At 66.3% G+C, this 12,746-nt stretch carries 11 protein-coding genes and 1 pseudogene; 7 read left to right on the forward strand and 5 right to left on the reverse strand.

Features of this window, described 5'->3' with window-relative positions:
• Positions 1-8: 8 nt before the first annotated feature.
• A pseudogene (locus AC5RWX_RS24100) lies at positions 9-1,718 on the forward strand (vWA domain-containing protein); the annotation flags it as partial.
• Positions 1,719-1,751: 33 nt separating this feature from the next.
• On the opposite strand, the gene map reads toward AC5RWX_RS24100, so the two are convergent.
• Positions 1,752-2,534: a type I methionyl aminopeptidase gene (map, locus tag AC5RWX_RS24105; RefSeq protein WP_494098817.1), complete on the reverse strand. Its 783-nt coding sequence runs from the start codon at positions 2,532-2,534 to the stop codon at positions 1,752-1,754.
• A 71-nt stretch (positions 2,535-2,605) separates the two neighbouring features.
• On the reverse strand, positions 2,606-3,889 hold the full coding sequence (locus AC5RWX_RS24110; RefSeq protein ID WP_494098825.1) for an MFS transporter: 1,284 nt from the start codon (positions 3,887-3,889) through the stop codon (positions 2,606-2,608).
• Between the two features lie 181 nt (positions 3,890-4,070).
• Here AC5RWX_RS24110 and AC5RWX_RS24115 point away from each other — a divergent pair, with 181 nt between their 5' ends.
• From AC5RWX_RS24115 to AC5RWX_RS24125, 3 genes are all read left to right on the forward strand, one after another.
• Positions 4,071-5,015 carry a 5'-3' exonuclease gene (locus tag AC5RWX_RS24115; protein ID WP_494098818.1) on the forward strand — a complete coding sequence of 315 codons (945 nt, stop codon included), beginning with the start codon at positions 4,071-4,073 and terminating at the stop codon, positions 5,013-5,015.
• A 323-nt stretch (positions 5,016-5,338) separates the two neighbouring features.
• A complete protein-coding gene (locus tag AC5RWX_RS24120; protein ID WP_494098826.1) occupies positions 5,339-5,764 on the forward strand; it encodes a ChaB family protein in 426 nt (141 codons plus the stop codon).
• Between the two features lie 32 nt (positions 5,765-5,796).
• Positions 5,797-7,977 (forward strand): elongation factor G-like protein EF-G2, encoded by a 2,181-nt coding sequence (locus AC5RWX_RS24125; protein ID WP_494098819.1) that lies wholly within the window; start codon positions 5,797-5,799, stop codon positions 7,975-7,977.
• A gap of 19 nt (positions 7,978-7,996) precedes the next feature.
• On the opposite strand, the gene AC5RWX_RS24130 is transcribed toward AC5RWX_RS24125, so the two are convergent.
• The 3 genes from AC5RWX_RS24130 to AC5RWX_RS24140 all read right to left on the reverse strand — a co-directional run bounded on the left by AC5RWX_RS24130 (position 7,997) and on the right by AC5RWX_RS24140 (position 10,425).
• Positions 7,997-9,679, reverse strand: a complete 1,683-nt coding sequence (locus tag AC5RWX_RS24130) for an alkaline phosphatase D family protein (protein ID WP_494098820.1) — start codon at positions 9,677-9,679, stop codon at positions 7,997-7,999.
• Positions 9,676-9,885: a hypothetical protein gene (locus AC5RWX_RS24135; RefSeq protein WP_494098821.1), complete on the reverse strand. Its 210-nt coding sequence runs from the start codon at positions 9,883-9,885 to the stop codon at positions 9,676-9,678. Before AC5RWX_RS24135 ends, AC5RWX_RS24130 begins: the two co-directional genes overlap by 4 nt.
• Positions 9,886-10,011: 126 nt before the next feature.
• On the reverse strand, positions 10,012-10,425 hold the full coding sequence (locus tag AC5RWX_RS24140; RefSeq protein WP_458778680.1) for a CBS domain-containing protein: 414 nt from the start codon (positions 10,423-10,425) through the stop codon (positions 10,012-10,014).
• A gap of 290 nt (positions 10,426-10,715) precedes the next feature.
• Between AC5RWX_RS24140 and AC5RWX_RS24145 the strand changes: the two genes are divergently transcribed.
• The 3 genes from AC5RWX_RS24145 to AC5RWX_RS24155 form a co-directional block, all read left to right on the forward strand.
• Entirely contained in the window at positions 10,716-11,027 is a 312-nt protein-coding gene (locus tag AC5RWX_RS24145) for a hypothetical protein (protein WP_494098822.1), read from the forward strand.
• Complete coding sequence (locus tag AC5RWX_RS24150) at positions 11,017-11,595, forward strand: hypothetical protein (RefSeq protein WP_494098823.1); 579 nt, start codon at positions 11,017-11,019, stop codon at positions 11,593-11,595. Before AC5RWX_RS24145 ends, AC5RWX_RS24150 begins: the two co-directional genes overlap by 11 nt.
• 25 nt (positions 11,596-11,620) lie before the next feature.
• On the forward strand, positions 11,621-12,746 hold a 1,126-nt coding region (locus AC5RWX_RS24155; protein ID WP_494098824.1), incomplete at its 3' end, for a helicase-related protein.

Here is a 12,746-nt window from a genome sequence, read left to right on the forward strand (position 1 = left end):
TGGAGTAACGCAAACAGGTGGCCCGGGACGCCATAATGGACAACAACGACCGGGCCTTCCGTGAGATGCAGCTGCAGAACCTGCCCCAGTCCACGGCGGCCGCTGTCAACGAGCTGGCCTCCTATGACTGGCAATCCAGCACTGCCCGGGAGTCCTACGAGCGGATCAAGGACCTGCTGGGCCGTGAGGTCCTGGACCAGCGGTTCGCCGGGATGAAGCAGGCGCTCGAGAACGCGACGGATGAGGACCGGGCTGCAGTGAACAGCATGCTGCGGGACCTCAACGGGCTGCTGGACAAGCACCGGCGCGGCGAAGACACCCATGCGGACTTCCAGGAGTTCATGGCCAGGCATGGCGGATTTTTTCCGGAGAACCCCCAGTCCGTGGAGGAGTTGATTGATGCCCTTGCCAAGAGGGCCGCCGCGGCGCAGCGGCTCCTGCAATCCATGTCTCCCGAACAGCGGGATGAGCTCATGCGGCTCTCGGCCCAGGCCTTCGGCTCGCCGGACCTGATGGCCCAGCTTGATCAGCTCGATTCCAGCCTGCGGGCCCTGCGCCCCGGTGAGGACTGGGCCGGGTCCGAACGCTTTGAGGGCCAGGAAGGCCTGGGCCTGGGTGACGGCACCGGCGTGCTCCAGGACATCGCGGAACTCGACGGGTTGGCCGAACAGCTGTCCCAGTCCTACAACGGATCAAATCTCGGCGATCTGGATCTGGACGCCCTCGCCCGCCAGCTCGGCCAGAATGCCGTCGTGACCGCCCGCACAATCACCGCGATAGAGCGGGCCATGCAGGATGGCGGCTATCTGCGAAAGGGAGCCGATGGCAACCTGCGGCTGTCCCCGCAGGCGATGCGGAGGCTGGGTAAGTCCCTGTTGCGGGACACCGCCAAGCAGCTTTCAGGCCGGCAGGGGCGGCGGGACACGCGGGTGGCAGGTGCCGCCGGGGAGCAGACCGGCTCCAGCCGCCAGTGGGAGTTCGGGGACGCGGAGCCCTGGGATGTTACGCGCACACTGACCAACGCCATCAGCCGTACCGCGGCCGACGGCGGGAACCCTGTCCGTGGACTGCACCTCACCGCGGCCGACATCGAAATCAGCGAAACAGAAGCCAGGACCCAGGCCGCCGTCGTCCTGCTCGTTGATGTGTCGTTCTCGATGGCCGCGGAGGGGCGCTGGGTGCCAATGAAGCGCACTGCGCTGGCCCTGCACCACCTCGTCTCCACGCGCTTCCGCGGGGACCGACTGGAACTGATCACGTTCGGCCGGTACGCGCAGGCGATGGACATCGGCGAGCTGACGGCACTGCCGGTCCGCCGGGAGCAGGGAACCAATTTGCACCATGGACTGCTGCTCGCCCAGCGATTCTTCCGCCGGCACCCGTCCATGCAGCCTGTCCTCCTTGTGGTGACCGACGGCGAACCAACCGCGCATCTGCTGCCTGAGGGCGAGCCGTGGTTCTGCTGGCCTTCGGACCCGGAAACGATACGCGTCACGGTGGCGGAGCTCGACCGCCTGGGGCGTGCCGGCGTGCAAGCGACGTTCTTCCGCCTCGGCGATGACCCGAGCCTGGAGCGGTTCGTCCAGCGCATGGTGCGGCGGGTCGGCGGCAGGGTTGTCGCGCCCGATCTTGGGGGCCTCGGGGCCGCCGTCGTGGGGGAGTACCTGCGCGCGCACTTCCGCGGACGTGCCTTCGGCGACGCCGACTGGGCGTCCTGAATGTTCTGGTCGGGGATGTGACCAGTTACGGCCTCACGAAAGCGCCTCGTCGGGCAACGTGAGGATTTCGGCACCGCCGTTGGTGATCGCGATTGTGTGCTCGCTGTGTGCCGTCCGGCACCCTGTCGCGCTCCGAAGCGTCCAGCCGTCGGGATCGGTGACCAGTTCAGCCGTGTCCGCCATGACCCAGGGTTCCAATGCCAGCAGCAGGCCGGGTCGCAGCGTGTAACCTCGACCGGGCCGTCCGGTATTTGGCACGTGCGGGTCCTGGTGCATTGTTGACCCGATCCCATGGCCGCCGAACTGGGTGTTGACCGGGTAGCCTGCCTCGCTGAGGACGGAGCCTATGGCGTGGGAGATGTCACCGATGCGGGCTCCGGGGCCGGCCGCGGCTATCCCTGCATGCAGCGCGCGTTCGGTCGCGTCGATCATCGCCACGCTCTCCAAGGGCTTGGCCTCGCCCACGATGAAGCTGATGGCGGAGTCTGCAGCGACGCCGCCTTTGGAGACGGCGAGGTCGAGCGTCAGCAGGTCGCCGTCGGCAAGTGTGTAGTCGTGTGGCAGTCCGTGGAGCACGGCATCATTGACGGCGGTGCAGATGTAGTGCCCGAATGGTCCGCGCCCGAAGGACGGTTCGTAGTCCACGTAGCAGGACTGCGCTCCGGCCTCGACGATCATGGCCTTGGCCCACCGGTCGATGTCCAGAAGGTTGGTGCCTACCGTGCTGCGGCGCCTCAGCGTCTGCAGTATGTGGGCGACCAGGGCACCTGCCTCCTTTGCCCGGCTCAGTTCGGCGGAGCTCAGGATTTCAATCATGTGGCACCTTTCCCACGCGCTGAATAACTGTTCCGCCATTATCCTCAATCCGGGAGTTGCTCGGCGGAAAGTCAGGGACGGGTCTCCTCGGCCGGCCCCTTATCCGCTTCCTCCGTTGACGCATTGGCCACGTCCGCCGCCGCGCCCTGCCGCCGGCTGGCAACCAGGAACGGAACTGCAAGGCTTTGGAGGATCCCGGCCAGGGCCAGCGACACGGGATAGCCGTACAGGTCGGCGCTCCTGCCGAGCACCGGCTGCACCACAACCCCGCCGCTGGATCCCATCAACGAATCGAAGCTCAGCACCGTGGCACGCTGCTTCGACGGGATCATGTCGTTCACGTACGCCTGCCGTACCGGCATGGCGGCGGAATCGATCACTGCCCACAGCGTCAGCAGGACCAGGGCAACCCAGAACACTCGGGCAAACCCGAGCATCAGGAGAATCACAGCACTGATGCTGCCGCTCAGGATCAACACGGAGGTGCGCTTGCGGAACAGGCGCCGGACATAGGGAGCAAGCCAGCCGCCCACCACCTCCGCGCCCGCCACGATGGCCGCAGCAAGCCCGGCAATGGAATAGGCGCGTGGGTCGCCAAAAAGCTCCAGCAAATACGGCTGGAGGGCATAGAAAACATAGATTCCGACGCCGGCGCTGAAGGGGGCGGCCAGCATCACGTACCGTACGGGCGGGATTTTCAGGCCATTCTCGATTGAGGCGGACAGCACTGCCCGCGTCGCGCGCAAAGGGTGCGATGAACGCTCGGGGGTGAACCCGACGTCGTGCATCAGTCCAAAGGCGACCGCGAACATTGCCAGCAGCACACCCACCCGCACCAGGAACGGCACGCCCAGGTCAGTAGCCTGGGCGATCACACCACCGGCCACGGAACCGGCGAGCATCGCCACGCCCGAGACCATCTGCCCGCGCCCGAACACCGCCTCCAGCCCACCTTCATACCCCGAGTAGCGCAGTGCATCAACAAGCCAGGCCTCAACCGCACCGGAGAAGAAGGTGAAGCCGAGGCCAAGCAGCACGGACACGACCGCCCACCAGGTGAACGGGGCGGAGAACTGCCACAGCAGGTAGTAGAGGTATGTGGACCCTGCCAGGGTCACGGTGCCGAGCAGGAATGACGCCCGGCGGCCCCAGCTGTCGGCGACCACCCCGGTGGGGACCTCGAAAATTACCATGCCGACCGTGAAGAAGGCGTTGGCGGCGAAGGCCTCGAAATTGCTGAGGCCCGCGTCCAGCAGGAACAGAGTGTTGACTCCCCAGATGAACGAAGCCGCCAGCGTATTGCCCAGCGTCAACGTCAGGTAGATGCGCTGGATCCTTCGGGCTGCGGCGTTCATCGGTTCGCTGGCCCGGCCCCTCCGTGCAAGGAACACGAGGCCATTCTCACCCTGTTCAAGCTCCCGTGCCAGAGCCCGGGGCTAAGCCGGTGCCCAGTAATGCGTGCACCGAAGGAGACAAGCGGCGTGGCGGGGCACCGGGCCGCTCCCTGGCACCCCCATTCCATGTCAGGATCAGGGTATGCCTGACCGCCTTATGCTGCTGGACACCGCCTCCCTGTACTTTCGCGCCTTTTACGGCCTGCCCGATTCCATCCGCCGCGCCGACGGAACGCCCGTCAACGCCGTCCGGGGTCTCCTGGACATGATCGCGAGGCTGACCACGGACTACGGGGCCACCCACCTCATCGCGTGCTGGGATGACGACTGGCGGCCGCAATGGCGCGTGGACCTCCTCCCCACCTACAAGTCGCACCGCGTCGCGGAGGCCATTACGGATTCCCCTGATGTGGAGGTCGTGCCAAACGCCCTCGAGGTGCAGCTTCCCATGATCCGCCACGTGCTGGGTCTGGCCGGAATCGCGATCGTCGGGGCTGCTGACCACGAGGCCGACGACGTTGTGGGCACCTACGCCAGCCACGTCGACCTCCCTGTGGACGTGGTCACCGGGGACCGCGATCTCTTCCAGGTCTGCGATGACGCCCGCCGGGTCAGGGTGATTTACACCGCGCGGGGCATGAAAAATCTGGACGTCATGACCGAGGCGGCGGTGGTGGGAAAATACCGCGTGCTGCCGCAGCAGTACGCGGATTACGCCACCCTTCGCGGCGACGCGTCGGACGGGCTCCCCGGTGTAGCCGGCATCGGCGAAAAGACAGCCTCATCGTTACTCCTGAAGTACGGCACCCTCGAAAACCTCCTCGAAGCAGCAGCGGACCCGCAGAGCGGACTGTCGTCACCCGTGCGTGCCAGGCTGGAAGCCGCCGCCGATTACCTGGTGGCCGCGCCCGCCGTCGTACGGCTTGTGCGGGATCTGGACCTGCCCTCACTCGAAGAAGCCGGCGCCAAGCTGCATCCCGTCACCGGGGAGGAACGCGCCGAACTCGAAAGGCTCGCCGCCGAATGGAACCTTGGCGGATCGGCCAGGCGGCTCCTCGACGCGCTGGACCGGACCCGGCCACGCTGAGGCCTGGTAGCGCGGCCCGCTTGCCGCGAAGTGGCGGTCAGAAACTGCCTGTTCTTTGAGCAAAAGTGACATGTTGAGCTCCCTTCCGGCCGCTAGGGTGGCTGCAGTGGTTCAAGCAGCCGGAGACGCCCGCTGCAGCGCCCGAGGCAGAGCCCCGCCGCCCGCGCCTCTACGGCTACGACCCTGATTTTTGGCCCAAGCAGGGTTGATGCTGTTCACCACGCGGAGTCGGCCCGCACCGGCAGCAGACAACCAAACCGGGGCGTGGCTAAGCTTGGTGTGTCCGGGACGATCAGCCTGCTGACGAAAGTGCGGTGAGTGCAATGCCGAAGACCGGAAAGAACGACCACGCCCGCAAAGACGAGCTTCCCTCGACCCTTCAACGCTCGGACCAGAAAGCGCAGGACACGTTCGCCAAAACCTACGACTCCGCCATGGAGTCCTATGACAAGGACGAACGCCGTGCCGCCCGAGCCGCCTACGCATCGCTGAAGCACAGCTACGAAAAGGTGGGGGACCACTGGGAGCCGAAAGAGAAACGCGGCCCCTCTGACAAACGCGCGGAAAGGGGACTCGACGCAGCCGAGCCCACCGCTGGCGGCGTGGACGCCAACGCCTCCAAGAAACACCTGCTGGAGCGTGCCCGGGAGCTGGATATCGCCGGCCGCTCGAAAATGGACAAGGACGAACTCGTCAAAGCGCTGCAAAAGGCTAACGAAGCTGCCACCCGCAAGGCCCGGGAAAAGTAAAAACAACCAGGCAAAGACGCCAGGAGGTTCCAATGTCGGTCAAAGGCACCAAGGACGCAGCAGGTACTGCAGGGCGCGGTGGGCCGGAAGGGCGCCAGGGCAACGGCGCTGCCGGCATCTCACCGCGGGACCCTGCCCTGGTTCGAAACGTGGCGCTTGTTGGCCGTTCCGGTGCAGGCAAAACCACCCTCGTCGAGGCATTGCTCGAGGCTAACGGGATGATCACCAGGAAGGGCTCAGTGGTTGACGGGACCACGGTGAGCGACTCCGATCCCGCCGCCATCCATCAGCAACGATCCGTGGCGCTGTCAGTGGTCCCGCTGCCCGTGGCCGGAATGAAGATCAACCTCCTCGATACCCCGGGCTATCCGGACTTCATTGGGGAGCTCCGCGCCGGCCTTCGGGCCGCGGACGCCGTCCTTTTTGCCGTCTCCGCTGTTGATGGCGTGGATGCGGGCACCACTGCGATCTGGCAGGAGTGCCAGTACCTGGGGATGCCGCGTGCCGTGGTCATCACGCGGCTCGATCATCCCCGGGCTGATTACGACGGCGTCCTCGCCGCCTGCCGCGCCGCGTTCGGCGACACAGTCCTTCCGTTATATGTCCCTGTCCCTACGGACGGGGACGTCACCGGCCTCCTCGGCCTGCTGTCCGGCACAGTCTTCGAGTATTCGCCCCAAACGTCCGGCGCCACGGCCCGTGCCGGTGAGCCGCAGGAAATCGGCGCAGCGGATGCTGCGCGGGCCGAGCTCATCGAAGGGATCATTGCCGAAAGCGAAGATGAGACGCTGATGGACCGTTACCTGGGCGGGGAGGACATCGACGCCGAGGTCCTCATCTCGGACCTGGAAACCGCTGTCGCCCGCGGCTCCTTCTTTCCTGCGGTGCCTGCCTCGGCGCTCACCGGGCTGGGCACGGCTGAGCTTCTGGAGCTCCTCACCAAAGCGTTTCCGTCGCCGCCGGAACGGAGCCTGCCACGGGCAACAGACTTAAGTGGAGCCCCGGTCCGTGCCCTTGCCTGCAACCCCGAGGGACCCCTGGCGGCAGAAGTGGTACGTACCACCGTGGACGCCTTCCTGGGCCGTGTCTGCCTGGTCCGGGTGTTCTCCGGAACCCTGCGCAGCGATACCCCGGTCCATGTCAGCGGACATGGGCTGGCGGACCGCGGACACCAGGACCACGACACCGACGAGCGACTCACCCACCTCTACTCACCGCTCGGGGCCAACCTCCGGCCGGTGCCCTTTTGTATCGCCGGCGACATCGCCGCAGTAGCCAAACTGGGCAGCGCTGAGACCGGGGATACCATCTCGGCCAAGGACCAGCCGCTGTTGCTGGCCACCTGGGAAATGCCCGAGCCGTTGATGCCGGTCGCCGTCGAAGCCGATTCCCACGGCGACGAGGACGCCCTGGCCCGCAGCCTGGGAAAAGTGGCGGCGGGCGACCCCACCCTTCGGGTGGAGCGGAATGCGGAGACCCACCAGCTGATCCTCTGGTGCATGGGAGAGGCACACGCCGAAGTGGTGCTGGACAGGTTGCGGGACCAGGGCGTGAAGCTGCACACAGTGGACGTCGTGACGCCCCTGCGGGAAACCTTCTCAAGCCACGCCGCCGGGCACGGCCGCCACGTCAAACAGTCCGGCGGCCACGGCCAATATGCCGTCTGCGACATCGAGGTTGAGCCGCTGCCCAGGGGCGCTGGATTCGAGTTCATCGACAAAACGGTGGGCGGCGTGATCCCCGGAACTTATATTTCTTCCGTCGAGAAGGGCGTACGGGCGCAGATGCAGAAAGGTGTTGCTTCCGGTTTCCCGGTCGTAGATGTGCGCGTGACCGTGGTGGGCGGCAAGGCGCACAGCGTCGACTCCTCGGATGCCGCCTTCCAGGCAGCCGGTGCCCTCGCCTTGCGCGAGGCAGCGGCAGCAGGCAAAATCCAACTGCTGGAGCCTGTTTCGTCAGTGGTGATCAGCGTCCCCGACGAGCACGTGGGGACGGTGATGAGCGACCTTTCCGCCCGCCGCGGCCGGCTGACGGGCACCACGTCCTCGGGTGGGGATCGGACAGAGATCACGGCGGAAGTGCCGGACCAGGAACTCCTGAAATACGCGGTGGAACTGCGCGCCCTGACGGCGGGGACCGGCACTTTCAGCCGCCAGTACCTGCGGCATGATCCCGTACCTGGCAATATGGCCGCTACCGGGGCCGGCCGGTGACGCTGCGCCGCGAGCGGGGTTAAGGCGCCTGGGGCGCGGGCTGCTCAACCTTCCTGGGCGTGATGGTGAGGGAAGAAACCTGCTCCACCCGGGGGTGCAGATGGTCACCGCCCTCCACCACCCCTTTTTGCCAGGACAGGTTCATGCCTTCGGAGGTTACCTCCAGGGACGCCAGGTTGTTGTCAAACCATGGCCCCTTGATGCCTGACCAAGTGTACGGCGGGTCCGGGACCTTCGCAGTGCGCGCGGCAAGGGCCCCCACGGATTCGGCCATCCCGTAGGACAGGATGGCGGTGACAGACCTCATCAGCCGCGGCAGCGGGTTGCGGATGGGCGAGCAGACGGCTTGGATAATCCTGCTGCCTTCTGTCCGCTGGACTTCCGAGACATAGGAAAAGTGGACGTCCCCTGACAGGAACATGACTGTCTCAGGAGCGTTGCCGCGTTTTCCGTCGGCCACTTCGGCGGCCATGATCGCCACCTGCCGGAAGCTCTTCTGGAAAGCCGCCCAGTGTTCCAGGTCGAGGGCCTGGCGCAGCTTTTCGGCCGCCTTGGCGGCCAGGTTTCCCCAAGCCCCCCCGGAAACGGCTTCGTTCCAGGATTCCACGTGGTGCAGGCCCATCGGCAGGAGGAACGGCAGCGACGTGGCGATCAGCAAGTGGCGGAAGCCGCCGCGCATGTTCTCATCGAGCCAGGCCATTTCTGCGTCACCGAGCAGCGCCCGCCGGTCCGGGGACAGATCCCGGGCGGCGCGCGAGTCCAGCACAATAAGCCGTGTGTCGCCGAAGTCGCGGCAGAGGCTCCACCGGTAAGACTCTGGATTGCTGTCGGCGCGTTCCACAAGCTTGTCCAGCTCCGCGCTGAGATCCGGTTCGTCGGTACCGGCGTGCCGGACCACCCGCTGCCACAGGACATCCTGCTCACGTTCCTGAGGGGACAGGTTTCCCAGGTGCTGGTAGGCCCAGTATGAAGCCAGCCCCGCAACCACCCGCTCGTGCCACCATGGGGTGGCAGCCATCTCCTGCTTCCACGTCTGGGAGGCGTTCCAGTCGTCGCGGATGTCGTGGTCATCGAAGATCATGGCGCTGGGCAGGGTGGACAGCAGCCACCGGTTGGCCGGATCTGACCACGCAAGGTAGTAGAGGTGGGCGTACTCCTCGTAGTCCTTGAGCTCCTTTCCGGGCGGTTCCTTGATATTCCGCCTGGAACGGATGAACTCCTGCATGTGCTTGCTGGTGGAGTCCGCGTAGACCTGGTCACCCAGGAACGCCACGAGGTCCGGCCAGGGAGTGCCGTCACCGGAAGCCATTTGGAGGGCGTAGGCGCGCAGGGAGTCCACGCCGTGGCTGCGGTTACCGGAGGCATCATGCGGCACGCTGGTGCGGCAGGAGCCAAAGGCCATCCGAAGGGGCCTGCCGGGAGCCAGGGTAGAAATTTTCGACGACGGCAGGTGGGACTCCGGTTTGGGCCACACCGGGGTCCCGTCGACCTCGAGCGTGTAGGGAGTGACGGTTCCCGGCTCCAGTTCCGTCACCTCCACCAAAGCGTAGTGGTGGCCGTGAACAGTGAAGGTGCGGGCTGTCCAGGCTTTCCCTTCGGCGCGGACGGTGACTTCTCCGGCGCTGCGCGTCTCCACCCAGATGCTCGCTGAAGTTTCATCCACGTACCGCATCATGGGGCCGAGCACCAGGGGCGAGATCATGAATAAGTTGTACCCGCTCCGCGTCCGCGGCGCCATGGCCAGGAGCTGAGGGTGCCCCTGGCGATGCTGGCACTGGACTGCGCCGAGTTGCCGTCCAACGGCTCGTCGGAGATGTCGACAATGGGGTAGCCGGCGAGGTCGAGGCCTGGCGGGACGAGGAAGACGACGACGCCATGGGCTTCCTGGTCGTAGCGGCAGGCCGCCAAGCCGCTGCTTTTCCTCAACGGCGCTACACCGGGATTACGCCCGCTGGCCTGCTGCTCGAAGCGGCCAGCTAGGCATGGAGCCTGCGGGCGGTGTTGCGGCGCCCGCCTGCCCGCAGTAATTGCCAATCAAAATGAAATGAACGCGACGAGCTCTCCCACCCGGTCTTCAGGGTAATTGCGGGCAATGTCGGCCTGGCTCAAAACGCCCACCAGGTCGTGGCCATCGATCACGGGCAGCCTGCGCACCTGATGGTCCTGCATGGTCCGGATGGCTTCTTCGACCGAATCGTCAGCACCGATGGTGACCGGTTTGCCTTCACCAAATTCCCCAGCCGTAGCCGTACGCGGATCCCCGCCCGCTGCGAGGCATTTGATGACGATGTCACGGTCCGTCAGCATGCCCTTGAGCCTGTTGTCCTCACCGCAGATCGGCAGTGACCCCACATCGAGTTCCTTCATTTTCCGGGCTGCGGCCTCCAGCGTCTCCTTCTCGCCCACGCACTCCGCGCCCCCGGTCATGATTTCCCGCGCCGTTGCCATGATGTTCTTCCTCCATCCATGTTGCCGTGCCGTGTCTGCGGCCGGTTCGGGTGGCCCCTCGGGAGGCTCGCTCGTGATTGCAACTCCGAAGAGCTAGCCGATGGAAAAATGCTAAGCCTGCTGACTATACGTGTCCAGAGCTCGCGTTGACCCCGGCTCCTGTTGATTTCCGGAGCCCGGGCGGTAAGTGATCTGTGGGGGGTGGAGTTCTTGTGCCGCGGCGATCAGGTAGTAAGCTTGCTGACCAATACTAGTAAGCTTGCTGATTAATTGAGGTTAGGAGTAGGGCCATGGGCACAGTTTTTTCTGCCGCCACGGCGCTGGCGGCAACCCTTGCCGGTGCATCCGCGGCTCTCAGTGCCCCCTTTGGCGCTGCCGGGAACGGGGGCCAGTATCTGGCGGGCCATGCGCTGTTGGGGCTTGGTTTGGGTCACTCCATCGCCATCCTGCTGCGGATTGCAACCAGGCGGCTGCTGGCCGGCCGGTCCGCAGGCAAGGAGGCAGCCGGCACCGCACCGGAACCGAACCGGATTGCCACGGTTACCGTCCTGCCTACCAGGCCCCCGGCGATGGCACCGCTGCGGGGCAGGCATGCCGCCTGATACGCAGCCGCTGCGTGGAGGCAAAGAAGGCAGCCGACCCGGGAACCACTTCCGCACCTGGCGCGGCGTTGCCGCGCTGCTGGCACTGGCCGCCGTCGCGGCAGCGGTATATGCCGCGTCCCCGCTCCTGCGTCCGGCGGAGTCGGATGAAGGCACCCTCCGGGGGCTGCAAATCAGGGTGCTGACCATCAGCCAGGCGGCATCAGAAAATCGAATGGACGGCGCCCTTGCAGCGCTGGAGGCGTTGGAGAAGGACCTGGACGACGCCGCCAGCCAAGGCCTGATTTCCGTGTCGCGATACCGCGGCATTGAGGCAGCCGTGGAGTCTGTGCGGACGGAAATCAGCGGACAGATGGCAGCGGTCTCGGCTGCCGCAGCACCAGCGGCGGCTACCGCGGAGCCCTCTGCGGCTCTGGAACCGACGCAGCAGCCCGTGCAGGTTGCACCACCGCCAGTGATCGTTCCGGCACCCGCCCCGGTGCCGGCTCCCGTCCAGCAGGACGAACGGTCACTGCCCGAGCCTGCAAAGGAAGCCAAAGGCAAGGGCAAGGGGCAGGGGAAACCCTGACCGGACTTCCGGGCAGAATGGACGAATGACCTCTCCAGCCAGGCAGCAACAGACTGCCGGCAAACCATTCGACCTTGCGGCCATCGGCGCAGGCCTGGCTTTCGCCAGTTCAGCCCAGGCCCTGACGGAAGCCATTACCGGCGACGGCGGCCCGCGCGCGGCCGTCGTGCAGGCGCCGCCGGGGACCGGCAAAACCACCCTTGTACCGCCGCTCCTCGCGAACTCAGCGGCGCGGGACGGGCGCGTGGTTGTCACCCAGCCCCGCAGGGTGGCTGCCCGCGCCGCCGCGCGAAGGCTCTCGGTCCTAGATGGCAGTCCGCTGGGCTCCCGGGTTGGCTATTCAGTCCGGGGAGAGAGAAGGGCCGGTTCTGAAACTCTCATCGAGTTCGTGACGCCGGGCATCCTGCTGCGCCGCCTGCTCTCCGACCCGGGCCTTGACGGCGTGGCCGCGGTGGTCCTGGACGAGGTCCACGAACGTGGGCTTGAGTCGGACCTGCTCGTGGGCATGCTCGCTGAGGTGCGGGAGCTGCGGGAGGACCTCACCGTCGTCGCCATGTCCGCAACCCTGGACGCACCCCGCTTTGCCGCCTTGCTCGCCGTCAACGAGCACGTGCCCGCGCCCGTCGTGGACTGCCCCTCGGTGCTCCATCCGCTGGAAACAGAGTGGCGGCCTGCTGCAGTGCCGCGCCTGGACGGAAGGGGAGTGGCGCCCGCCTACCTTGATTATGTTGCCGCTACAGCCGCGGCGGAGTTCACCCGTGCCCTCAGCGGGGACAGTTCCACCGATGCCCTTGTCTTTGTTCCCGGTGCGCGCGAGGTCTCCCGGGTGGCGGCGGGCCTTCGCAGCAGGCTGGGACCGGCCGCCGACGTCATAGAGCTTCATGGCCAGGTGGGCCCCGCGGACCAGGACCGTGCAGTTTCGGGCCGCACGCAGGGCGGCAGCCCCAGGATCATTGTCTCCACCGATCTGGCCGAATCCTCCCTTACTGTGCCGGGGGTCCGGCTGGTCGTCGATTCCGGGCTTACCCGGGAACCCCGGCGCGACGCCGGCAGGGGCATGAGCGGGCTGGTGACCGTTTCCTGCTCCCGCGCCTCTGCCGATCAGCGCGCGGGGCGGGCAGCACGCCAGGGCCCCGGTCGGGTGGTCCGGT

The sequence above is a fragment of the Arthrobacter sp. SPT-J7 genome (genome assembly GCF_059089965.1).